Genomic DNA, 23,328 nt, shown 5'->3' with positions numbered 1-23,328 from the left:
TTACCGCGGGTCGTTCTGGGCGGCGCCGGCGCCGATCGGGTTGGATGGGCCGCCGTCGATCGGCACGCTGCTGGACGGACGGTTCATGGTCGCCGGCTCGGGCAGACCCGGCGCGCGGCTGCTGCGCGGCGCACGCTCGGTCTCGCGCACCGGCGATTCCAGATCGGCCATCCGGCCGCAGGCGGAGGTCAGAAGGGCGAACGCGCCCGCGAGGATCAGAGATTTTTTCACAGGCGGGCTCTCCAGTCGGCGATGCGCGCACGGACCTGTTCCGGCGCGGTTCCCCCATAGCTTTGGCGGCTTTGGCACGAAGCCTCGGCGGTCAGCACCTTGTAAACCGCTTCGGTAATCCCCGGCTCCAGTTTCTGCATTTCTTCCAGCGGCAGTTGCGACAGATCCACGCCTAGGCCTTCCGCCCGTTTGACCGCCGCGCCGGTCACGTGGTGCGCCTTCCTGAACGGCAGGTTCAGTTCACGCACCAGCCAGTCGGCCAGATCCGTCGCGGTCGAAAAGCCTGCGCCCGCCGCCTGGGCCATCCGCTCGGTATTCGGTTGCAGCGCCGACACCATCGCCGTCATGGCGACCAGGGCCAGATCCAGGGCGTCGAACGCCTCGAACACCGGCGGCTTGTCCTCCTGCATATCCTTGGAATAGGCCAGCGGCAGGCCCTTCATCACTGTGGACAGGGCGACGAGCGACCCCATTATCCGGCCGGTCTTGGCCCGCACCAGTTCGGCGGCGTCGGGGTTACGCTTCTGCGGCATGATCGACGAGCCGGTGGTCAGGTCGTCGGGCAGGCTTGCGAAGCCGAACATCGGCGTCATCCAGACCACGATCTCCTCGGCCAAGCGCGACAGATGCCCGGCCGTGATCGAGGCGGCCGCCAGGCTTTCCAGCGCGAAGTCTCGGTCTGACACGGCGTCCAGGCTGTTGGCCATCGGCCTGTCGAAATCCAGATCCGCCGCCGTCATCTGGCGGTCGATGGGGAAGGGAGAACCGGCCAGGGCCGCCGCCCCCAGCGGGCTTTCGTTCATCCGCGTGCGAGCGTCGGCGAAACGTCCGGCATCACGGCCAAACATCTCGACATAGGCCATCAGATGGTGACCCAGGGTCACGGGCTGGGCGGTCTGCAAATGGGTGAAGCCGGGCATCAGGTCGCCGGCATGCTGCTCGGCGCGCGTCAGCAGCGCAGCCTGCAAGGCCTTCAACTGCGCGACCGAGCGATCGCAGGCGTCGCGCACCCACAGGCGGAAATCGACGGCGACCTGATCATTGCGGCTGCGCGCCGTGTGCAGCCGGCCCGACGGCTCGCCGATCAGTTCATTGAGGCGCGCCTCCACGTTCATGTGGATGTCCTCGAACTGGTCGCGGAACGGGAAGGTCCCGGCCTCGATCTCGGACTGGATGACCTCCAGCCCCCCCAGGATCGCGTCCGCATCGGCCTGCGCGATGATGCCCTGCTTGGCCAGCATGCGGCAGTGGGCCCGCGATCCGGCCAGATCCTGACGCCACAGGCGCTGGTCCACGCCGATGGAGACATTGATCGCCTGCATGATCTCGGCGGGGCGCGACGAAAAGCGTCCGCCCCACATGTCTTGACCCGCGGGCTTCACCGGCGCAGTCGAACCGCCGGATGGATTGGCGTCAGAAGAAGGTGTTTCGGTCATGAGCGGCTCAAGAAAGGCGATCTGGGCGGTCGTCGGCGCGGTCGTCGTCGTCAGCACCATCGCCGGCGCCGGCGGCATGGCGATGTCGCTATACGCCAATCATCGTCAGAAGGCGCAAGTCGAACAGACGACAACCGCCGCTGCGGCGCCAAAAAGCGACCTGGCGCGCTTCGCGGTCGGATCCCTGGCCGCCCTGTCGACCCCGGCCGAGACCAACTCAGCGCCCGAATACGCCTTCCGCGACCGCACCGGCACGGCCGTCCGCTTCTCGGCTTTCCAGGGCAAGGTCGTGGTCGTGAATCTTTGGGCGATGTGGTGCGCGCCCTGCAAGGCGGAGATGCCCACGCTTCAGGCGCTGGCGAAGGCCTATGAGACGAACGAGGATCTGGTTGTCCTGCCGATCAACGTGGACGCCACACCCGAAGCCGCAACCGAGGCGAAACGCTTCTTGGCCGACCACGCGCCCCTGCCCTTCTACAGCGACGCCAAGTTCCAGCTGCCGTTCGAGTTTCCCGGCAAGGGCGCCATGCCGCAGACCATCGTCCTTGATCGTCAGGGCCGCATCCGCGCCGTCATGAGAGGCGAGGCGGACTGGTCCAGCCGGGAAGCCCGCGCCCTGATCGATGCGATCCTGGCGGAAGGCGGCGCACCGCCCTCCGCCTGATCGGCTTTAGTTGTTGTTGGCCGGCACGCGCTGGTCGGTCGCGGGATTGATCGCGCCGGGCTTGCCCTCGGCCGCCGCCTCAGCCTGTTCGGTTTCCAGCTTGTCAGCGACCTTGCCGGCCCCGCTCTCGACCGCCTGCGCCGCCTTCATCGCGCCGCCCTCGATCACTTCGCCGGCCTGAGACGCGACATCGGCCGTCTTGTCGGCCGCAGCCTCGGCGTGCGCCTCGGTCTTTTCCTGCTCGGCCTGGGTGCAGGCGGCAGCACCCAGCGTCACAGCGGCGACGGCCGCCATCAAGGCTTTGGTTCGGATCGTCACGACGAAACTCCGGTCAAGGTTGAAAGCTCGACCGAAAAACGCAGCACAACGGCGCAGGTTGCAGCGGGTGCGAAGTGGTGACTGGAGGCGGGATCGAACCGCCGACCTGTGGGTTATGAATCCACCGCTCTAACCATCTGAGCTACCCAGTCCCGGGCCCTGCACGCGGCCAGGGCCAGCGCGAAAGAGGCGTGCCTATATCGCCGTCGGGCGCGCGGTTCAAGTCGTCTCGCACCAGAACCTGCGGCGATAGAGCGCAAGACGGTCTGAGCCAGGAACAGTAACGCTGGCCTCGCCGTTTCGTAACGACCGCCTAAAGCCCAGCCGGAGCTCGTCCTTCATGCGCCTGATCGTCGCCGCCGCCTCGACATCCCTGCTCGTTCTCGCCGCCGCCTGTGGCGCAAATAGCGAGAGCGCCGGCGCTGCGCCTCAGGCCGGAGCGCCGCTGGAGACCCGGCCGGCGAACAATCCCGATCAGCAACCGGCCTTCGCCGGCCAGACCCGCGCGCCCGGCGTCAAGACCGAAAAGGCCATGACCCACACGGTGGTCGCATCGGGCCTTGTCCACCCCTGGGGTCTGGCCGCCCTGCCCGACGGCCGCTGGCTGGTCACCGAAAAGCCGGGCCGTCTGCGCATCATCACCGCCCAGGGCCAGGTCGGCGAACCGGTCGCGGGCTTGCCCGCCGTCGATGCGCGCGGTCAAGGCGGCCTGCTGGACGTGATCGTCGGAGCGAGCTTCGCGCAGGATCGCATGATCTATTGGAGCTATGCCGAACCCCGCGAGGGCGGCAACGCCACCTCGGTCGCGCGCGGGCGTCTGTCGGACGACGGATCACGCGTCGAGAACGTCCAGGTCATCTTCCGCGCCCTGCCCGTCTATGACGGCGACAAGCATTTCGGGTCGTCCCTGGCCTTCGCGCCGGACGGCAAGCTGTTCATCACCCTGGGCGAACGCTCGGACAAGCCGATGCGGCCCCAGGCGCAGGATTTGGGCTCGCACATGGGCAAGACCATCCGCATCAACGCCGACGGAACAGTCCCGCAGGACAACCCCTTCGTCGGCCGCACCGGCGCCCTGCCGGAAATCTGGAGCCTGGGACACCGCAACGTCCAGGGCGTCGCCGTCCAGCCGGGAACGGGCGCCATCTGGACCATCGAACACGGCACGCGCGGCGGCGACGAGGTCAATCTGGACAAGGCCGGCGCCAACTACGGCTGGCCGGATGCGGCCTACGGCGTGGAATATGCGGGCGGTCAGATCAACAGCGGCGCGACGCAAAAGGACGGCACCGAACAGCCCGTCTATTACTGGGATCCGGTGATCGCGCCCGGTGGCGCGACCTTTTATCAGGGAGCCATGTTCCCCGGCTGGGACGGCAATCTGCTGGTCGCGGGCCTGAAGGAAAAACACATTGCGCGTCTGGTCATCCAGAACGACCGGGTGGTGGGCGAAGAGCGCCTGCTGACGGACCTGGGCGAACGCATACGCGACGTGGCGGTCGGCGCCGACGGATCGGTCTGGGCCATCACCGACGAGCAGAACGGCAAGCTGGTCAGGTTGTCGGTCGCGCAGTAGTCTCTAAGGGCCGGGGGGCTATGCGGAGCGGTCGACGCTCCAAAGGGAGCAGCGAACCATGCGTATCCTCATCCTTTCCGCCGCCGTGGTCCTGCCGCTGCTTTCGGGCTGCGGCACGATGGGTGCGACCAATAGCTATCAGCAGGAGTTGAACGCCTTGGAAGCTGCCTGCACGCGCGACCAAGGCATTCTGACGCCGACCGGCGCTCAGACCGGCCGTCCGCAGACCGAATACGCCTGCAGGATCACCGGCGGCGTGACCCGCATTCCGCCTCGCTGACAGCGGGCCGTCACCCGTCTTTCCCACGCTCTCGTCGCGCCTATCCGTCGAGGCATCCCCCTCAAGCGGTTTCGATCACGCGGCTTATTACTTGACGTTGACGTAAACGTAGGGTTCTTGGCGTCCACGCTTGGAACCGCCCTGTCCGTCGTGCCGCGACCTGTCGCACGTTGAGGATGGGCCCAAAGATGGAGACGCACTTCCATGGCTGACGCCTATATCTACGACGCCGTCCGCACGCCGCGCGGCAAGGGCAAGAAGGACGGCTCGCTGCACGAGATCACCGGCCTCAGCCTGGCGACCCAGGTGCTGGAAGCCCTGCGCGACCGCAACGACCTGGACACCTCCAAAGTCGACGACGTCATCCTGGGCTGCGTCACGCCCGTGGGCGAACTCGGCGCCGACATCGCGCGCACGGCCGTGCTTTCGGCCGGCTGGTCGCAATATACGGCGGGCGTCCAGATCAACCGCTTCTGCGCCTCGGGCCTGGAAGCCGTGAACATGGCGACGGCCAAGGTGAAATCCGGCGAGGCCGACTTCGCCGTCGGCGGCGGCGTCGAGGTCATGAGCCGCGTGCCCATGGGTTCGGACATGGGCGCCTGGCCAACCGACCCTTCCTCGGCCTTCCCGACCTATTTCGTGCCGCAAGGCGTTTCGGCGGACATGATCGCCACCAAATACGGCTTCAGCCGCGACGACGTGGACGCCTATTCGGTCGAGAGCCACAAGCGCGCCGCCAAGGCCTGGGCCGAGGGCCGGTTCAAGAACTCGGTGATCGGCGTCAAGGACCAGCTCGGCCTGACCATTCTGGATCACGACGAGACGATCCGCCCGAACACGGACATGCAGGCGCTCGGCGGCCTGAACCCGTCCTTCGCCATGATGGGCGAAATGGCCTTCGACGGCGTGATCAACCAGCGCTACCCCGAGGTCGAGCGCGTCAATCACGTCCACACGCCGGGCAACTCGTCCGGCATCGTCGATGGTTCGGCCGGCGTGCTGATCGGTTCGCTGGAAGCCGGCCAGGCCCTGGGCCTGAAGCCGCGCGCCAAGATCCTGGGCGGCGCCTCGATCGGCTCGGAGCCGTCGATCATGCTGACCGGCCCTGAATATGTGACCCGCAAGCTGCTGAATAAGCTGGGCATGACGCCCGACGACATCGACCTGTGGGAGCTGAACGAGGCCTTCGCCGCCGTCGTCCTGCGCTACATGCAGGCGCTCGACATCGACCACGCCAAGATGAATGTGAACGGCGGCGGTATCTCAATGGGCCACCCGCTCGGCGCCACCGGCGCCATGATCACCGGCATCGCGCTTGACGAGCTGGAGCGCTCGAACAAGTCGACCGCTCTGGTCACCCTGTGTATCGGCGGCGGCATGGGCACCGCCACCGTCATCGAACGCGTCTGATCCGGGAGCAAATGGATATGGAAAACTTCAAGATCGACGTCGACGCCGACGGCATCGCCCTGATCACCTTCGACGTTCCGGGCCGTTCGATGAACACCCTGACGTCCTCGGTGATGAAGGAAATCCCCGAGGTGGTCGAACGCATCAAGACCGACGAGGCTATCAAGGGCGCGGTCATCACCTCGGGCAAGGCCTCGGGCTTCTGCGCCGGCGCGGATCTGGGCGACATGGCCGGCGGCGTACTGTCGGGCGGCGGCGACCTGCAAAAGGCGTTCGACGCCGGCTGGAAGCTGAACGGCGCCTTCCGTGCGCTTGAAACCTCGGGCAAGCCGATCGCGGCCGCGATCAATGGCCTGGCCTTGGGCGGCGGGCTGGAGTTCACCCTAGCCGCGCATTACCGCGTGGTCGAGAACGACAACAAGATCCAGTTGGGCCTGCCCGAGATCAAGGTCGGCCTGTTCCCCGGCGGCGGCGGCACCCAGCGCCTGACGCGTCTGGTCGGCGTCCAGAACGCCATGATGGCGATGAGCGAGGGCAAGTCCTTCCGCCCGAACGACGCCAAGGGCGCCGGCATCGTCCATGAAGTTGTCGAAAAGGGCCAGTCGGTCGAGGCCGCCAAGGCCTGGATCAAGAATGGCGGCAAGGCCGTTCAGCCCTGGGACGAGAAGTCGTTCAAACTGCCCGGCGGCGGCCCCTATCACCCGGCCGGCATTCAGAACTTCATGGTCGGCAACGCCATGCTGCGCAAACAGTCCTACGGCAACTATCCGGCCGTGGTGAACCTGATGAAGGCCGTCTACGAAGGCGCCCAGGTGCCGATGGACGCGGCCCTGCGTATCGAGACCCGCTACTTCATCAAGACCCTGATGACGCCGCAGGCCCAGGCCATGATCCGCTCGCTGTTCCTGTCCAAGCAGGAACTGGACAAGGGCGCCGTGCGCCCGGCGGGCGTGCCCAAGTCCGATCCGAAGAAGGTGACGGTCATCGGCGCCGGCATGATGGGCGCTGGCATCGCCTATGTGCAGGCGCTGGCCGGCATCGAGACCATCCTGATCGACCAGACGCAGGAAGCCGCCGACAAGGGCAAGGCCCACGTCGAGGAACTGCTGAAGAAGCGCCTGTCGCGCGGTCAGCTGACGCAGGAGAAGTATGACGCCCTGCTGGGTTCGGTCACGGCGACGACGGACTATGAGCTGATCAAGGGTTCCGATCTGGTCGTCGAGGCCGTGTTCGAAAACCGCGAGATCAAGGCCGACGTGACCAAGCGCGCCGAGGCGCAACTGGCCGAGGGCGCCGTGTTCGGCTCCAACACCTCGACCCTGCCGATCACCGGCCTGGCCGAGGCCTCGGTGCGGCCCGAGGACTTCATCGGCATCCACTTCTTCTCGCCCGTCGACAAGATGATGCTGGTCGAGATCATCCTGGGCGAAAAGACGGGTCAGGCCGCCATCGCCAAGGCGCTGGACTATGTGTTGAAGATTAAGAAGACGCCGATCGTCGTCAACGACAGCCGCGGTTTCTACACCTCGCGCTGCTTCTCCACCTTCCTGATGGAGGGCATGGCGATGCTGGAAGAGGGCTACGGCCCGGCCCTGATCGACAATGTCGGTCGCATGACCGGCATGCCGCGCGGCCCGCTGGAGATGCACGACGACGTCGCCCTGGACCTGTCCTACAAGATCGCCAAACAGACGGCGCTGGATCTAGGCGACAAATACGTCCCGTCGGAAGGCGCCGACATCGTCGCCAAGATGGTCGAGGGCGGGCGTTTCGGTCGCAAGAACGGCAAGGGCTTCTACGATTACGATCAGAAGCCCAAGACGATCTGGAAAGGTCTGGGCGAACTGGCCCCCACCACCAAGGGCATCGACCAGCCGGAAGAACCGACCGCCTTCGCTCAGATCGACGAGCTGAAGACGCGCCTGCTGTATCGCCAGGCCGTCGAAGTGGCCCGCTGCTGGGAAGAGGGCGTCATCGACGATCCGCGCGAAGCCGATCTGGGCGCCATCCTGGGCTGGGGCTTCGCGCCCTGGACCGGCGGTCCGATCAGCATGATCGACGGCATCGGCCTGGCCAAGTTCGTCGAGACCGCCGACCGACTGGCTGCGACCTACGGCGACCGCTTCAAGGTCCCGCAGTTGCTGCGCGACATGGCCGCGAAGAACGAAACATTCTACGGCAAGTTCGCCCCGGAGAAGGCCGCCGCCTGATCAGCAGGCGACATCGGTAAAACGACGAACGGGCGGCCTTCGGGTCGCCCGTTTTCGTTTGGCGTTTGACTTTCGTCATCCTCCGGCGCGCCAAGCGCGCCCTGGGGAACCCAGCGGCGCCGGAGGCGATCTTTCCATCGCAGGATCTCGGGGCATCGAGTCCGCGACAACTTCGCGCTCACGCGCGCCGCTGGGTTCCAGGTCTCCGCTACGCTTCGCCCGGAATGACGAAAGAAAGCTCAGCACCGCTCACAAAAGAAAAGACCCGCCCGACGCGAAGTCGAGCGGGTCGCTCCGCCGCCCTTCGCGGGGTCGGTGGCGGGTCGCTAGGGGCGACGGAGTAGCGGTGAAAAGACCGGACCGAGACCGGGACAAACTCTGAAAGTCCGCCCAGCCTCGGAGGCTGGCGTCAGCCTTCCAGGTCCTGGCCTTCGTCCGGCTCGGGCGTGCCCAGCAGTTCGTCGGCGATCTTGTTGGTCGAGGCGCGCACAGCCTTTTCGATCGAGGCGGCGATGTCGGGGTTCTGTTTCAGGAACTCGCGCACATTTTCACGGCCCTGACCGATCCGGGTGGAGTCATAGCTGAACCAGCTGCCCGACTTCTCGATGATGCCTGCCTTGACGCCCAGGTCGATGACCTCGCCCAGTTTGGAAATACCCTCGCCATACATGATGTCGAAGATGACCTCGCGGAACGGCGGGGCGACCTTGTTCTTGACCACCTTGACCCGGGTCGTGTTGCCGACCACCTCGTCGCGGTTCTTGATCGCGCCGGTGCGGCGGATATCCAGACGCACAGAGGCGTAGAACTTCAGCGCATTGCCGCCCGTCGTCGTCTCGGGCGAGCCGTACATGACGCCGATCTTGTGACGGATCTGGTTGATGAACAGCACGATGCATTTCGACTTGGAGATCGAGGCCGTCAGCTTGCGCAGCGCCTGGCTCATCAGACGGGCCTGAAGGCCCGGCAGGCTGTCGCCCATCTCGCCCTCGATCTCGGCGCGCGGCGTCAGGGCCGCGACGGAGTCGACAACCACAATGTCCACGGCGCCCGACCGGACCAGCGTATCCACGATCTCCAGCGCCTGCTCGCCAGTGTCCGGCTGCGACACCAGAAGATCATCCAGATTGACGCCCAGCTTCTGGGCATAGACCGGGTCCAGCGCATGTTCGGCGTCGACGAAGGCGGCGACCCCGCCCTTCTTCTGCACTTCCGCGACGGTGTGCAGAGCCAGGGTCGTCTTGCCCGAGGATTCTGGGCCGAACACCTCGATAACCCGCCCAACCGGCAGACCGCCGATGCCCAGCGCCATGTCCAGGCCCAGCGAGCCGGTCGAGACGCTGTCGATCTCGGCGACCACGCCCGCCTTGCCCAGTTTCATCACCGAGCCCTTGCCGAAGGCGCGATCGATCTGCGCGATCGCCGCCTCCAGGGCGCGTTGCTTGTCGCCGTCGTCCTTGCCCACCAATTTGAGTGCCGCCTGTGAAGCCATTGCCTTCGTCTCCCTTGCCATGATTCCCGTCATTCAGCTTGGGAGAGACCCGCCTGGACCCGCCCCCGTTTCGTGAGGCGGACTATGTGCATGGTTTGTTCTGGTTCACAAGATGTTCTCATTGATCAAAACGAGAACAGCTAAACCCTACGACCGTTTTTGACGCCGTCTAAAGCGGAAGGCGCAGGCTGAAGCTGGCGCCCTCGGGGTCGTAAGTCATGACCGCCGAGCCGTGCAGCGAGCGGTTGATCGTCGAGTCGATCAGCACCGAACCGAAGCCCTTGCGCTGAGGCGGCGATACAGCTGGGCCACCGCTTTCGACCCAATCCAGCAGCAGATGGCCGTCAGCAACCGACCAGTCGATCCGCACGCAGCCTGAGGCGTTCGACAGGGCGCCGTATTTGGCGGCGTTCACCGCCAGCTCGTGAAAGACCATCCCCATCCCCAACGTCTGTTGCGCATTCAGATCGACGGCCGGACCGGTCAGGCGGACCTGCTCCTCGGCATAGGGGGCCAGTTCCTGAGCCAGCATGGCGCGCAGATCGACATGCTCCCAGTTCGCGGCGGTCAGCAGGTTCTGAGTGTTGGACAGGGCCACGAGCCGCGCTTCGAAAAGGGCGGTGAAGGTGGCGACATCCGGCGTGCGCCGCGCGGTCTGGTGGGCGATGGACTGCACCGTGGCCAGGGTGTTTTTCACCCGGTGATTCAGTTCGTTGATCAGCAATCGCTGCAAGCGTTCGCTGTCTGCCAAGGCGGCGAAGGCCTCGCGGCGATCGGTGATGTCGGTGATGACGCCCGACATCTTGATCGGCCGGCCCGAACGACTGCGGATCAGGCGTCCTCGCAGATGGATCCAGCGGCCAGAGGCCGGCAGACGCCATTCCTGATCGTATTCGCCCTCCCCCGCCAGGGCGCGCTCCAGCGCCTGACGATGCAGCGGCAGATCCTCGGGCGACAGACGGTCGCCGACTTCGCTCGGGCCAAGACGGCAGGACGGATCGATGGACAGGATTTCGCGCGCGCGGCCTGACATCATCGTCGTCTTCATCGGCAGGGTCGCTTCCCAGAAGCCAACGCCGCCGGCGTCAACGGCCGCCAGAACATTGGCCCGCTGATCGACGATCGAGGCGCCCAGCGCGAGAAACAGCAGCGTGACCGCCCCGGTCGTCACCGCGACCGCCAAGACGACCGGCGACGCCCCGCCCTGCAACAGCCCCGCGTCGGCGATCGGGGTCAGGATCAGGGCCGCCATGCCGATATGGTGCATGGAGACGATAGCCAGACCCAGGATCACGGCGGCGACCGCGCGCCAGGCCAGACCCCGCTCCTGACGGGCCGCGATCAGGGCGGCGTAGGCGGCGGCGACCGCAACCAGCACCGACAGGGCGACCAGCACGGGCTGATAACTCAGGACAGCGTTCATCCGCATCGCCGCCATCCCGACATAGTGCATGGCGACGATGGATCCGCCCATCAGCAGGGCCGCCGGCGCCAGTCGCAAGGGGCTGGCCTGCGCCGTGCCCGCCGTCAGGAAGGCCGCCGCCGTGCCGGCCGTCGCCAGCAGAAAGGAGACCAGCGTCAGGCCGGGATCATAGAAGACGGGGCCTTCGCCCTCGAACCCCAGTATGGCGATGAAATGCATCGACCAGATGCTGACGCCCAACGCCAGGGCCGCGACGCCCAACCAGCGCAAACGCGTCGCGCCGATCTGGCTTCGGGTTCGATTGAACAGATCCAGAGCCGTCCACGCGCCCAAAATCGCGATCGCCAGCGACAGGACGGTGAACGCATTGACGTGAAGGTGGTGCAAGCGCGCCGAAGCCCCAAGAAACAGCAGCGATAGCCTTAGCCGGGTTTCACGGCCCCGACGACCGCGAAACGCAAGCGCCTCACGCGATCAGTCTCGCCGCCACGGCGATCCCGCAGGCGAGGAACAGACTGGCGGCGGCGAAGATCGGCAAGCCGCGATCCGCGCCGGGCGTCAGCGGGCGGATCAGCATCGCGATCATCAGGGCGATCGGCCCCACTGCGCCAGGCATATCCATGCCGGCGCCCAGGAAGACGCCGTGCCCCTGATCCAGCAACCACCCGCCGACCAGCGCCGTGGTCACGACGGCGGGCGCGAAGGACGCCCACGAGCCGAAGCGGGCGCCGATCACCGCCGTCGACGCGGCCGCCAGGGCGGCGATCAGACCGGGCCACAGCAGCAGGAAGGCGGCTTCCGGCGCCGCCGCCTGCACCCCGCCGCCCAGGATCAGGACCAGGACGATCAGCCCCAGCCAGCCGCCCCAGACGGCGTCTGCGTCCTGCGGTTTCGGCCGCCCCAGGCTGAGCGCCAGAGCGATCACCGTCGCCCCCAGGATTGACAGGCTGAAACCGCCCATCGCCGCTGCAAGTGCGAATGCGGCCAGTGTCACTCCCGCTGCGCCCCATCGGCCCATCAGGCGTCGCCCTGAGGTCAGCATCAGAATCAGGGCCAGCATGGCCAGGGCCACGGCGATTTCCAGAACCGGCAGGCGACGCAGCAAGGTGTAATAGAGGTCGGCCGAATCCACGCGACGACCGATCGGCCCGGCCAGGACGCGCACCGCCTGTCCCACCACCACCGCGCTCGCCAACAGCCACAGACCATCCGCCGCACCCCGCACGACCGACGTCGCCCGCAAGCCCGTGACATGGCGCGCGCCCCAGGCGGCGAAGGCCGTCGCCAGGAATCCCACGGTCAGCAGCAGCCAGCCGATCGCCGGCGAATGCTGCACGACGAACAGGCCGAAGACGTCGGCATAGACGGCGTTCTGCGTCGCCTGCGGCAGGGTCGGCGCCCGCAGCAGGTCATCGGCCATTTCCAACGCCTGGGAGCCGATATGCTGCACGCTGCCCTGATCCAGCGCCTGCGGGGTCGAGGACGGAGAATGGTACTGCGCCGGGCGGCCGATGAAGGCCAGATTGATCCCCGCCAGCTTGCGATCCGCCGCCACGGTGAAGTCCGTGCCATTGGGCATCAGCCGATAGACGAAGATGGCCAGGGCGTTGCTGGACGGCCCGCCCGTCGCCCTCTGGGTCGCCTGGGCGTAGCGGGCGATGGTCTGGGCGTTGCCGGGTCCGGTCTCGAACATCATGGCGCGCGCGCCGCCGCCCCGCGCCTCCAGATTGATCAACGCGCCGATGTCGTCGCGCAGCGGATGTTCGCTGAAAAAGGCCCGCGCCCCGTCCAGATTCAGCTCCTCGGCGTCTGTGAACAGTACCACCAGCGTCCGCTCGGCACCGCCCCGCGCCTTGATCGCGCGCACGGCCTCCAGAATGGCGGCCACGCCGGACGTGTCGTCGGCGGCGCCGGGCGAGGTCGGCGAGGTGTCGTAATGCGCCATCATAGCCACGGCAGGCAGGGCCGGATTCCGTCCCGGCAGGACGCCGATGACATTGACCGCCTGCTCGCCGCCCGCATTTCCACCCTCCCGCTCGAGCCGCGCGACGGCGGCGGGCGACAGGGCGCCGGCCTGGAGGCTGGGCTGAAGCCCCAGCGCCGTCAGCCTTTGGACAAGATAGGTCTGAACCTGCCGATGCTCGGCCGATCCGACCGGATGCGGCGCTCGTGCGATCCGGTTCACGTCCATCATGGCGCGCGCGGCCGAGAACTGAACCGCAGGCGTCGAAGCGGGCAGGGGTTTGGGCGTCTGGGCGGTCAGCACCGCCAAGCCGAGGGCCGCCACAAGGGACGCCAGAAACAATACCCACCGCATATCCAACCCCCCGATCGCTCCGTCTCGCAGTCCAGCCCAGAACCGCCGCCCTGCGCAAGGCCTCGATCAGCGGCGCACGACGTTTCGGGCCGTCAGATTGCCGGTGGCTCCATCGCCGTCGTCCACGCTGGAGCCGAACGGCCAGCCCCGGTCGTCGCCGCAGTAGCGTCGCCCGCCCTCACGCGACCCGATCACCACCGCCCGCGGCCGCAACCAGCCCGCTCCGGTGAACAGATTGTCCGTAATCTGATTATAGGACGGCGTTTGGTGGCGGATCACGCCGTCCTCGCCGCAGTTGCGGTACAGAAACACCCCGCCCTGTCCGTCCAGCGCCAGCCGGTTGCCGACGATGCGGTTGGCGCCCGACCCGTCTACCGCGATCAGCTCACGCCCGGTGCGGATATCGAAATCGTTGTCCTGAATCAGCGCCCCTGCGCTCTCGGCGTCCAGATAGACGGCAGTCGAAGTCGAACGGCCCACGAAGCGGGACCGCGTCACCGTGGTGCGTGTCACCCCAGGCCCGACATAGAGGGGAATGGTCCCCACGCCCTCGAACCGTATCCGGTCCAGGGTGACGCGGATCGGCGCGGCGGACTGGGCCGCTTGGGTATGTCCGGCGGTGCGTGACGAGGCCAGCAGGTCGCGCATCGATCCGCCCGCCCCCATGCCCCAGATCCGCACATTGCCGGCGACGGTGCAGTTTCGGATCGTCACATCGACCGGCCGCGACCACCGTTCGCCCTCGCGGCGGGACCAGACGGCGAGGGTCGGGGCGGCGGTCGTCGCCGGGCCCGGCGCGCGGATGGTCCCTCCGCCGCAATCCAGTGACGCCCCTGAACCTTCCGCGCCCTCGATCAGCACGCGGCGGTGGATATCGACGCCTGACAGGTCGGCTTGGCAGGTCAGGCGATAGGGCTGGGTCGACGGCGCCGTCAGCGCCGCGACCTCTTGGGGCGTGCACGGCCGGTCGGCCGGGGCCTGAAAGGTCAGCAGGGCGAGAGCCAGAGCCGCCGCCATCAGGGCAGAGAAATCGCCAGGGCCGCGCGCTCGGCCGCGCAGCCGGGATTGGTCAGGCCGCTGCGACGCGCGGCCGCCAGCTCGGCCCTCGCCGCCGCCATGTCCGCCTGGAAGGCCGGGCTGGCGATGGCGCGGGCCGCAACATCCCGCCCGATCTGTTCGCCGACCGCGACATCGGTCGGATAGTGCATGGCGCAGATCAGGCGGCTGACCCCGATCTCGTGTCCGATCCGGCGCACGGCCTCGGCCCGGTCCGGCTCCAGCGCCGCAAAGGCCTCGCCATAGGCCGTCGCGACCGCCGCGCTGCCGGACGGATAGGAGGCGCTGCGTCTCGCCGCCGGCGTCAGGGTCTGACAGGCGCGGCGATTGGGATCCTCGCCGACCGGCCGCAGCCGCGCCTGGCGCGCCTTGACGCGTTCGGCCGCACTGTTCGCGTCATGGAATATGCGCGCCATCACCCGGTCCAGCGTCGGCGTCTCGGCCGATCCCAGCCGCACGCCCAAAGCGCAGTCGAAATGTTGCAAGGCCAACGGCGGACGCAACTCGGCATGGGCGGTCGCCAGCAGCCAACGGTCGCCGTCTTCCAGCGCCACAAACCGCGCCGAGGCCGCCTTGTCCGCCAGGTCCGAGACGGACCTAGGGGTTGGAGCTGGCGGGACCGTATCCGTCAGTTGGGCGATCGCTTCATCGCCCAGGAAGCCCGCCGTCGGTATCGTGTCGTCCGGTTTGGGCGCGCCGGCGCACCCCACGGCCAGCAGGATCGCCGTCGCCGCGCCCAGGGCGGCGCCCCGCCTCACTGACCGGCGCTCCAGCCCAGCTGGACCGAGGTCTCGCCGGTCTCGGTCGGCGTGGCGACGACCTGCAAGGAGGCGCCGTTCACAGCGTCGGCCGCCGCGCCATAGGCGCGCGTCTCGCCCTGGTTCATACCGGCGACGGACCGCAAGCCCGCCTTCTCGGCGCGCTCGCGATAGAAGGCGACGACCTCGTCCGGCGAAGCGGTGGTGGTGAAGGTGACCAGACTGCCCGGCCCGGACTCGCCGCCAGCGGCCAGCGGCTGCCCGTCCACCTGTGCGCCGGGATAGAGGACCGCGAAGGACGGCGCGCCGTCGGCCGCGGCTGACGCAGCCCCCCCTACAACAGCGGGCGCTTCGGCTGTTGGAGGCGTCGCATCAGCGACGGTCGGCGCCGACGCTTTGGGCGCAGCCTTGGCCTCGACCGATTGGGCCGAGCGATCACATCCTGCGAGGCAAAACAGAACCACGACGGCGGAGGCCGCCAAGCGAAGCGTCATCGAGAGATCGTCCTTGGACCGAGAGGGTCAGAGCGCCACCGTGGCGCATGGTTGCGGCGGCGACAAGGCGCCCGCTCAGTCGGCGGCGTCGTCCTGATCCGCCGCGCCCTTATCGGCCAACCCTTCTTGAGCCAGACGCGCATTGATCTTGGCGGAATCGGGGTCGTCATCCGTGCCCGCAGCCGACCCGCCGCGCAGCGAACCCGCCCGCGTGTCCGATCCCGAATCGCTGCCGTCCAGGGCGTCGATCAGCGTATCCGCCTTGTGACCCAGATCCGGCTTTTCGCCCATGTCGGCGGCTTCGCGGGCGTCGTCGCAATCCGCTTCGGGCTTGGTGGGATCGGTGTCGGTCATGACGCAGTCTCCGTTCGTCGAGATGAGTTTAAAGCGCCTGATCCGGTTGCGGTTCCAGACCCTCGCCCTTGAACCCCGAGGGACAGACCCGATCTAGGCGTCATGATCCCCTTTTCAGTTCTCGACCTTTCCCCCATCGTCGAAGGCGGCGACGCCCGACGCGGCCTGGATGAAACCCTGGCCCTGGCTCAGGCCGCCGATCGGCTCGGCTATGAGCGCTTCTGGCTGGCCGAACACCACAATATGCCCGGCATCGCCAGCGCCGCGACCGCCATCGTCATCGGCCATGTCGCGGCGGGGACCGAGCGCATTCGCGTCGGCTCCGGCGGCGTCATGCTGCCCAACCATGCGCCCCTGGTCGTCGCCGAACAGTTCGGCACGCTGGAGACCTTGTTCCCCGGCCGCATCGACCTCGGCCTGGGCCGCGCGCCCGGCACGGACGGCGCTACCGCCCGTGCGCTGCGGCGCTATTTCGAAGGCGCAGACCAGTTCCCGCGCGATGTGGTCGAGCTGATCCAGTGGTTCGAGCCGGCGTCTGAGAATCAGCCCGTCCGCGCCGTCCCGGGCGCCGGCCTGCGCGTGCCGATCTGGCTGTTGGGCTCCAGCCTATTCAGCGCCCAGCTCGCGGGCCAACTCGGCCTGCCCTACGCCTTCGCCAGCCATTTCGCGCCCGAACTGCTGCTGGAGGCCCTGGCCCTGTATCGCCGCGAGTTCGTCCCCTCGGACCGCTTGGCCAAGCCCCACGCCATGGCCGCGATCAACGTCTTCGCCGCCGACACGGACGAGCAGGGCGTGCGCCTGTCCACCTCGATGCAGCAGAGCTTCGCCCGCCTCTCGACCGGCAAGCCGGGAAAGCTGCCGCCGCCCGTAGACGACATCACCACAATCCTGACGCCGCAGCAGGTCGCGGGCGCCGAGGGCCGCCTGCTCTATTCCGCTATCGGCGGTCCGGAGACCGTCAAACGCCAACTGACCGACTTCATCGCCCTGACCGGCGTGGACGAGCTGATGGTCACCGGCATGATGTTCGACAACGCCGCCCGCATCCGCAGCCTGGAGATCGTGGCCGAGGTGCGTGATCAGATGGCGACGAAGCAGGCGGCCTAGAGGCCCTTCAGAAAATCCATCAGCAGGCGGTTGATCTCGTTCGCCCGTTCCTGCTGGATCCAGTGGCCCGCGCCCGGCACGACGACGGATCGGATCAGGTTGGGCGCCCAGTCCTTCAGGCCCGCCTCATGCCCGCCGGCGTAGTGGCGCACCGGGTCGTCCTCGCCGACGATGAACAGGGCGGGCTGGGTGATCTTCTGGTCCTGAACGAAGGCCGTCAGCGACCAGTTCAGGTCCATCGCCCGATACCAGTTCAGGGGTCCTTCGAATCCGCCGACTGAGAAGGCCTGCACATATTCGTCGAAATGCGCCTCGCTCATCCACGGCGGCAGGGTCGCGTCGTCGGCGATGGTGTCGAGCAGGGCCACGCCTTCGGGCATGAAGCCGGTCGATCTGCGATCGGCGGCGGTCGCGCCATCGTAGGCATAAAACAATTTCCTCAGCGCCATCGCCGGATCGGCGTCCAGCGCGCGGTGCGCGTCCGGCGCCTGGAACCGGCTGATATAGAGGTCGCCCAGCCCGGCCCGTTTCGAGATGGCGGCCATGGCGGCGGTGGGAGGTCCCTTGGGTCGGCGCGGCTGGAACGGCACCGACAGGCCCGCGACCGCCGTGAACAGATCCGGCCTCAACAAGGCGCAATGCCAGGCCACCGGCGCGCCCCAGTCATGGCCGACGACGACGCAAGACGCCTTGCCCAGCGCCCGGACCAGATCGACCATGTCCCCGACCAGATGCAGGATCGAGTAGGTCTCCACCCCCGCCGGCTTGGCCGTCCCGCCATAGCCTCGCATGTCCGGGGCGACGACATGATAACCCGCCTGCGAGATCGCCTCGACCTGGGCGCGCCAACTGATCCCCAGTTCGGGAAAGCCGTGGATCAGCAGGACCAGCGGCGCGTTGTCATCCTCGAACCCGGCCTCCAGAACCTGTTGGACCAGACCGTCGGTCTTGATATGCCGGGTTCGCATCGCTTCCTCCGACGGCGTCTTCGCCGCTCATTATCGTCAGGACGGACATGACCCGCCTCGTCACCTTTGCGGACGGTACGACCGTTCCCGCCCTCGGCCAAGGCACCTGGGAGCTGGGCGACGACCCGGCCTGGCGCGATGAGGAGCAGCAGGCCCTGGCGCGCGGCATCGACCTGGGCATGACCCTGATCGACACGGCTGAACTCTATGGCGACGGTCGCTCGGAACGGCTGGTGGGCGAGGTCATCGCCGGACGCCGCGATGAGGTCTTTTTGGTCTCCAAGGTCCGCCCCGAGAACGCGTCGGAGATGAAGATGATGCTGGCCTGCGAGAAGTCGCTGGAACGGCTCGGCGTCGAGCGGTTGGACCTCTATCTGCTGCACTGGGAAGGCCATGTGCCGCTGGAAGAGACCGTCGAAGCCTTCCGCGATCTGGTCGACGAGGGGATGATCGCCCGATGGGGCGTGTCGAACCTGGACCTGCGCGCCATGGAGCAGCTGATGGAGATCGAGGGGGGCGAGGACTGCGCCGCCAACCAACTGCTCTATAATCTCGCCTCGCGCGGGGTGGAGTTCGACCTCTTCCCGTGGATGCAGGCGCGCGACATGCCGATGATGGCCTATTCGCCGCTTGGGCGAGGCGAATTGCTGGAGCAGCCCCTGATCCGCGACATCGCCAATCGCCATTCCGCCAGCCCGGCCCAGGTGGCGCTGGCCGCCGTCCTGCGCCACGACGGCGTCATCGCCATCCCCAAGGCCAGTTCGGTCGAACACGTCGAGGCCAACGCCGACGCCCTTGAGATCCAGTTCGATCTGGAAGACCTGGAACGGCTGGATGCGGCCTTCCCGCCCCCGAAACACGCCGTCCCGCTCGATATTATCTAAACATTTGCCGTCATTCCGGGGCGTCCGTAGGACAAACCCGGAACCCAGGAGAGCATCACGGACAGACTGAATGGCCGACCGTGCGGCGGTCTTGGGTTCCGGGTTCCCCGCTGCGCGCGGCTCCGGAAAGACGATGCGGGAGCGGCGGCCTAGTCGCCCCGGATCACGCCCAGCAATTGCGCCAGCTCATCGTCTGTATACGGAACAACCGTCCCGCGACCCCAGACCGGATCGGGCCAGAGACCGTCGTCGCGGCGGCGGCCGACCACATGGACATGCAGTTGCGCCGTCACATTGCCGATGGCGCCGACGTTCAGCTTTTCCACCGCACACAGCCGCCGAACCAGCGCCCCGGCCCGCACCGTCTCCTCCATCAACATGGTCTGCTGTTCGACACTGAGGTCTTCCAGCTCCACCGCCCCCTCGACGCGGGGGATAAGGATGAGCCAGGGGAAGCGGGCGTCGTCCTGAAGCCGCACATGGCACAAGGGCCATTCGGCGGCGGCGACCGATCCCGCCTCGAAGGCGAGCGCGACGGAAAACCCCATCAGTTCAGCCCATAGATGACGCAGGCGCTGTCGGTCATCACCTGCAACGGCGGTTGCAGCGCCAGACGCGCCGCCTCGATCTGGGCCTCGCTGGGCGCCCCGCCTCCGGGCGGAGGGGGCGGAGCTGGAGGCGCGGCATATTCCATGCGCGCTTCCGATCGCGACCCCGTCACCACGATGTCGTCTACCGTCGTCTCCTGCCCGCCCCCTGCGGCGTATGAAGGCCAGCCCGCCAGGACGTCCGTCTGGCAGACCCGCCCCGACGGATCGATGATCTTGACCCGCCCGAGGGTCGCGCCGGCGTTGGTCGCCGCCGCCTCGGCCCGGCGTCGCGCATCCTTCATCGCCTCGGCCTGCAGATTGGCCTTCCAGCTGTTGTCGGGGTCTAGGTTGAAATTGACCTGTCCGATCGAGGTCGGACGCGAAGCCACGATGGTCGCATAGACCCGCTCGATCAGGCGCACATCGCGCACCGTCACATTGACCGAGGCGTCGGCCTGATAGCGGGCCACGCGGTCGGCGCGGGTGTTGTCGCGCATAACCCCGTTTTCGTCGCGGTATTGGTCATAGAGCGGGCGGGTGGTGACGCTGGTCTCGACCCGCACCTTGTCCGCGCCATAGGCCGACAACGCCTGGCTCAGCGCCCGAACCTGATCGGCGGCGGCGCGCGAGGCCTCGGCGACGCTGCGGTCCACCGACTGGAAGCTGGCCGAAACGAAGGCGCGGTTGGCTTGAATCTCCACCCGCACCTGGCCGACGGAGGCGATGACCGGATCGCGCATCCACCAGGGCGCCGGGATATAGCGGTCGCCGATGGTCGCGGGCGGCGTCTGGGCCAGCACAGGCGTGGCGACGGAGGCCACCAGCAGGGCGAAAGCGAATGAACGGCGCATCGAAGTCCTCCGGTTGTCGCCGGACATTCGCAAGCCTGACCAAGGCCGTAAAGCGAGGTTCTTGCGACAGCCGCGCGAGGGGTCTAGACCGCCCGCACGATTAATCCCCTTTCGCACACGCAATAAACGGAGACATCCATGGCTCGCGCGAAGATCGCCCTTATCGGCGCCGGCATGATCGGCGGAACCCTGGCCCACGTGGCCGCGCGCGAAGCCCTGGGCGACGTGATCCTGTTTGACATCGCCGAAGGCACCCCGCAGGGCAAGGCGCTGGATATCGCCGAGGCCTCGGCCGTCTTCGGCCAGGACGTGGCCCTGAAGGGCGCCAACGACTATGCCGACATCGCGGGCGCCGACGTCTGCATCGTCACCGCCGGCGTGCCGCGCAAGCCGGGCATGAGCCGCGACGACCTGATCGGCATCAACCTGAAGGTCATGAAGGCCGTCGGCGAGGGCATCAAGGCCCACGCCCCCAACGCCTTCGTCATCTGCATCACCAACCCGCTCGACGCCATGGTCTGGGCCCTGCAGAAGTTCTCGGGCCTGCCGAAGGAGAAGGTGGTCGGCATGGCCGGCGTGCTGGACTCGGCCCGCTTCGCCTACTTCCTGGCTGAAAAGACCGGCGTGTCGGTTCAGGACATCCACGCCTGGACCCTGGGCGGTCACGGCGACGACATGGTGCCGATGGTGCGCCACTCGACCGTCGGCGGCCTGCCCCTGCCGGACGCCGTCGCCGCCGGCTTCCTGTCGCAGGACGAACTGGACGCTATCGTCGAGCGCACCCGCAAGGGCGGCGGCGAGATCGTGGCCCTGCTGAAGACCGGCTCGGCCTTCTACGCCCCGGCGGAATCCGCGATCGCCATGGCCAAGTCCTACCTGCTGGACCAGAAGCGCGTCCTGCCCTGCGCCGTCTGGCTGTCGGGCGAATACGGCCTGTCGGACCTCTACGTCGGCGTCCCCGCCCTGATCGGCGCTGGCGGCGTCGAGAAGATCGTCGAGTTCACCACCAACGACGAAGAAAAGGCGATGTTCGAAAAGTCCGTCGCCTCGGTCCAGGGCCTGCTGCAAGCCTGCAAGGACATCGACTCCTCGCTGGCGTAAGCCGCGCGACCATCGAATGACGAAGGGCCTGCGGAGCGATCCGCAGGCCCTTTTTCTTTTCCCTTCTCCCGTTGGGACAGGGACATCATTGCGGCGGCACGTAGCCCATGCCTGCTGCAAACTTGGGCAGCAGTTGCAGCCAAACCGTCAGCGGGTCCGCCAGTTGCGTCACGCCTTCGCCCGACAGCACGACGACATCGTACTGCACCGTCGCTGTCGGCGTGTCGGCCGCGGTGTGGAAGGCTTTCAGATAGCGGTTGTCGCGGTTCCAGGCGTTGACCTTGTCCAGCGTCGCCCCGGCGCCGGGCACAACGGCGCTGAACTGAACCTCGCCGCAGCCAGACGCCTCGCAGCCGTAGAAGAAGACCGCCCAGGTCAGGCCCGCATTGGTCACGGTGAAGAAGGTCAGGCCGTTCTCGGTCTGCACCGGCCCGACCCGCCCGCCCAGCCCGGTGATCCACGTCCCGACCTCGCCCGGCGTCAGACCGCGACTGGCCGCAGCCGGCGCCGTCTGGGCGAGCGCTCCTCCCGCCGTCAGCGGCGAAACGGCTAAGGCCAGAGCGGCAAGTGGGACGGCGGCGAGGGCGAGGCGGCGCATAAAAACACTCCGAAGGTCAGCCCCCACCCTAGCCGTCAGTCGCGGACGTGCGCCAGCCAGTCCTTGCTCTGCATTTCGTTGAAGCGCGACACGGTGCGCTCGAACTCGAACGCCCCCACCCCTTCGGTATAGAGGGCCTCCGGCTTGGCCGCCGCCAGCACGATCAGCTTGGTCTTGGCTTCATAGAGGGCGTCCACCAGGGTCACCAGACGCCGCGCCTCGTGGTGGTTGGCCGAACTCAAGATCGGCACGTCTTCCAGGAACAGGGTGTGGAACCGCTGGGCGATGGCCAGATAATCCTGCGGCCCCAGCGGCCTGGCGCACAGCTCGGCAAACGTCGCCCTCGCCATCGATCCCACGGTGCGCTGCACCACCACATCGCGGCCCAACACGCTCAGGTGCGCCGGTTCTTCCGGCTCGCCCCCCTTCAGCTCGCGCCATAAAGCCTCGAACGCCGCGCGGTCGTCCGGCGTGTGCCAGACCTGGGCCGAGGTCATCCGGTCCAGCCGCCAGTCGCGCGCGCCCGCCGTCTGAACCACGGCGCAACGGTCGCGGATGATGTCGATGAAGGGGGTGAAGAGCTGGCGGTTGATGCCGTTCTTGTAGAGGTCCTCCGGCGCCCGGTTCGAGGTGACAGCCAGCACCACCCGATCTTCGAACAGGGCTTCGAACAGCCGGCCCAGGATCATGGCGTCGGCGATGTCGGTGACCTGCAATTCGTCAAAACACAGCAGGCGGGCTTCCGACGCGATCAGCTTCGCGATCGGCGGGATGGGGTCGTCGCCCTTATGGGTTCCGAACACGGCCTTGCGGGCCTTCGCATCCCCCTCGCGCCACTGTTTCACCAGATCGTGGATGCGCGCCATGAAGGCGTGGAAGTGCGCCCGCGTCTTTCGCGGCTCGGGCGTCGCCGAATAGAATAGGTCCATCAGCATCGACTTGCCGCGTCCGGGCGGGCCGTAGAGGTAGACGCCCCGCACCTCCGGCGCCTTGCCGAACAGGCCGCGTTTGGCCAGATCGACCTCCAGCCGCTCCAGCGCCGTGATCACGCTCTCCTGCGCTGGATCGGGCGTGAGCACGCCCTCTTCCACGCGGATGTCGTAGGCGTTGCGGATACGGGAGGTCATGGGAGCGGTGCTTAACGCTCCCTCCAGCGAAAAGCGATTGCTTCACGGCCCTGAACGCCTATTTGCAAGGCCATCACTACAAT

23 protein-coding genes and 1 tRNA gene are annotated in these 23,328 nt (G+C 67.3%); 8 read left to right on the top strand and 16 right to left on the bottom strand.

Translation table 11 applies throughout. The annotated features are described in order from the left end of the window. Together DT343_RS13660 and argH are read right to left on the bottom strand one after the other, a co-directional pair. On the bottom strand, nt 1-231 hold the full coding sequence (locus DT343_RS13660; RefSeq protein ID WP_112863291.1) for a hypothetical protein: 231 nt from the start codon (nt 229-231) through the stop codon (nt 1-3). Further along, entirely contained in the window at nt 228-1,667 is a 1,440-nt protein-coding gene (gene argH, locus DT343_RS13655) for an argininosuccinate lyase (RefSeq protein WP_439897228.1), read from the bottom strand. Before argH ends, DT343_RS13660 begins: the two co-directional genes overlap by 4 nt. Between argH and DT343_RS13650 the strand changes: the two genes are divergently transcribed. Then, nucleotides 1,666-2,331: a TlpA family protein disulfide reductase gene (locus DT343_RS13650; protein ID WP_112863289.1), complete on the top strand. Its 666-nt coding sequence runs from the start codon at nt 1,666-1,668 to the stop codon at nt 2,329-2,331. The two genes, argH and DT343_RS13650, sit on opposite strands and share 2 nt — an antisense overlap. Nucleotides 2,332-2,337: 6 nt before the next feature. On the opposite strand, the gene DT343_RS13645 is transcribed toward DT343_RS13650, so the two are convergent. Next, a complete protein-coding gene (locus DT343_RS13645) occupies nt 2,338-2,649 on the bottom strand; it encodes a hypothetical protein (RefSeq protein ID WP_112863288.1) in 312 nt (103 codons plus the stop codon). Between the two features lie 75 nt (nt 2,650-2,724). After that, nucleotides 2,725-2,801, bottom strand: a tRNA-Met gene (locus tag DT343_RS13640). A 188-nt stretch (nt 2,802-2,989) separates the two neighbouring features. Between DT343_RS13640 and DT343_RS13635 the strand changes: the two genes are divergently transcribed. From DT343_RS13635 to DT343_RS13620, 4 genes are all read left to right on the top strand, one after another. Beyond that, nucleotides 2,990-4,225: a PQQ-dependent sugar dehydrogenase gene (locus DT343_RS13635; RefSeq protein WP_112863287.1), complete on the top strand. Its 1,236-nt coding sequence runs from the start codon at nt 2,990-2,992 to the stop codon at nt 4,223-4,225. Nucleotides 4,226-4,283: 58 nt separating this feature from the next. Further along, the gene (locus DT343_RS13630) at nt 4,284-4,505 is read left to right on the top strand and encodes a hypothetical protein (protein WP_112863286.1); all 222 of its coding nucleotides are present in this window, start codon (nt 4,284-4,286) and stop codon (nt 4,503-4,505) included. A 204-nt stretch (nt 4,506-4,709) separates the two neighbouring features. Then, complete coding sequence (locus DT343_RS13625; RefSeq protein WP_039243871.1) at nt 4,710-5,915, top strand: acetyl-CoA C-acetyltransferase; 1,206 nt, start codon at nt 4,710-4,712, stop codon at nt 5,913-5,915. Between the two features lie 17 nt (nt 5,916-5,932). After that, on the top strand, nt 5,933-8,125 hold the full coding sequence (locus tag DT343_RS13620) for a 3-hydroxyacyl-CoA dehydrogenase NAD-binding domain-containing protein (protein WP_112863285.1): 2,193 nt from the start codon (nt 5,933-5,935) through the stop codon (nt 8,123-8,125). Nucleotides 8,126-8,534: 409 nt separating this feature from the next. Here DT343_RS13620 and recA read toward each other — a convergent pair whose 3' ends face one another. The 7 genes from recA to DT343_RS13585 all read right to left on the bottom strand — a co-directional run bounded on the left by recA (nt 8,535) and on the right by DT343_RS13585 (nt 16,019). Then, a complete protein-coding gene (gene recA, locus DT343_RS13615) occupies nt 8,535-9,617 on the bottom strand; it encodes a recombinase RecA (RefSeq protein ID WP_055807377.1) in 1,083 nt (360 codons plus the stop codon). A 169-nt stretch (nt 9,618-9,786) separates the two neighbouring features. Next, the gene (locus DT343_RS13610) at nt 9,787-11,427 is read right to left on the bottom strand and encodes an MHYT domain-containing protein (protein WP_112863284.1); all 1,641 of its coding nucleotides are present in this window, start codon (nt 11,425-11,427) and stop codon (nt 9,787-9,789) included. Between the two features lie 79 nt (nt 11,428-11,506). Next, complete coding sequence (locus tag DT343_RS13605; protein WP_112863283.1) at nt 11,507-13,357, bottom strand: M20/M25/M40 family metallo-hydrolase; 1,851 nt, start codon at nt 13,355-13,357, stop codon at nt 11,507-11,509. Nucleotides 13,358-13,423: 66 nt separating this feature from the next. Next, nucleotides 13,424-14,374 carry a right-handed parallel beta-helix repeat-containing protein gene (locus DT343_RS13600; RefSeq protein WP_112863282.1) on the bottom strand — a complete coding sequence of 317 codons (951 nt, stop codon included), beginning with the start codon at nt 14,372-14,374 and terminating at the stop codon, nt 13,424-13,426. Then, nucleotides 14,374-15,171: a PA-phosphatase gene (locus DT343_RS13595; protein ID WP_112863281.1), complete on the bottom strand. Its 798-nt coding sequence runs from the start codon at nt 15,169-15,171 to the stop codon at nt 14,374-14,376. The genes DT343_RS13600 and DT343_RS13595 overlap by 1 nt, the downstream gene beginning before the upstream one ends. Beyond that, nucleotides 15,168-15,665 (bottom strand): hypothetical protein, encoded by a 498-nt coding sequence (locus tag DT343_RS13590; RefSeq protein ID WP_112863280.1) that lies wholly within the window; start codon nt 15,663-15,665, stop codon nt 15,168-15,170. Before DT343_RS13590 ends, DT343_RS13595 begins: the two co-directional genes overlap by 4 nt. A gap of 75 nt (nt 15,666-15,740) precedes the next feature. Continuing rightward, nucleotides 15,741-16,019: a ribonuclease gene (locus tag DT343_RS13585; RefSeq protein ID WP_112863279.1), complete on the bottom strand. Its 279-nt coding sequence runs from the start codon at nt 16,017-16,019 to the stop codon at nt 15,741-15,743. A 102-nt stretch (nt 16,020-16,121) separates the two neighbouring features. On the opposite strand from DT343_RS13585, the gene DT343_RS13580 reads away from it, so the two are divergent. Further along, on the top strand, nt 16,122-17,126 hold the full coding sequence (locus tag DT343_RS13580; RefSeq protein ID WP_112863278.1) for an LLM class flavin-dependent oxidoreductase: 1,005 nt from the start codon (nt 16,122-16,124) through the stop codon (nt 17,124-17,126). On the opposite strand, the gene DT343_RS13575 is transcribed toward DT343_RS13580, so the two are convergent. Continuing rightward, on the bottom strand, nt 17,123-18,094 hold the full coding sequence (locus DT343_RS13575; protein WP_112863277.1) for an alpha/beta fold hydrolase: 972 nt from the start codon (nt 18,092-18,094) through the stop codon (nt 17,123-17,125). The two genes, DT343_RS13580 and DT343_RS13575, sit on opposite strands and share 4 nt — an antisense overlap. Nucleotides 18,095-18,141: 47 nt before the next feature. Here DT343_RS13575 and DT343_RS13570 point away from each other — a divergent pair, with 47 nt between their 5' ends. Further along, entirely contained in the window at nt 18,142-18,978 is an 837-nt protein-coding gene (locus tag DT343_RS13570; RefSeq protein WP_112863276.1) for an aldo/keto reductase, read from the top strand. 149 nt (nt 18,979-19,127) lie between these two features. Here DT343_RS13570 and DT343_RS13565 read toward each other — a convergent pair whose 3' ends face one another. After that, nucleotides 19,128-19,526, bottom strand: coding sequence for an HIT domain-containing protein (locus DT343_RS13565; RefSeq protein WP_112863275.1), 399 nt, complete (start codon nt 19,524-19,526; stop codon nt 19,128-19,130). Beyond that, entirely contained in the window at nt 19,526-20,419 is an 894-nt protein-coding gene (locus DT343_RS13560) for an SIMPL domain-containing protein (protein ID WP_112863274.1), read from the bottom strand. Before DT343_RS13560 ends, DT343_RS13565 begins: the two co-directional genes overlap by 1 nt. Nucleotides 20,420-20,557: 138 nt before the next feature. On the opposite strand from DT343_RS13560, the gene mdh reads away from it, so the two are divergent. Further along, on the top strand, nt 20,558-21,520 hold the full coding sequence (gene mdh, locus DT343_RS13555; RefSeq protein WP_045809972.1) for a malate dehydrogenase: 963 nt from the start codon (nt 20,558-20,560) through the stop codon (nt 21,518-21,520). An 85-nt stretch (nt 21,521-21,605) separates the two neighbouring features. On the opposite strand, the gene DT343_RS13550 is transcribed toward mdh, so the two are convergent. Then, on the bottom strand, nt 21,606-22,118 hold the full coding sequence (locus DT343_RS13550; protein ID WP_112863273.1) for a YbjN domain-containing protein: 513 nt from the start codon (nt 22,116-22,118) through the stop codon (nt 21,606-21,608). 35 nt (nt 22,119-22,153) lie between these two features. Further along, nucleotides 22,154-23,245, bottom strand: a complete 1,092-nt coding sequence (gene zapE, locus DT343_RS13545) for a cell division protein ZapE (RefSeq protein ID WP_112863272.1) — start codon at nt 23,243-23,245, stop codon at nt 22,154-22,156. Between the last annotated feature and the right edge of the window lie 83 nt (nt 23,246-23,328).

It is taken from the genome of Brevundimonas vesicularis (assembly GCF_900445985.1).
GTDB lineage: Bacteria > Pseudomonadota > Alphaproteobacteria > Caulobacterales > Caulobacteraceae > Brevundimonas > Brevundimonas vesicularis_D.
Note: the sequence above shows the minus strand (reverse complement) of the source record. Positions and strands in the feature narration are given on the sequence as shown.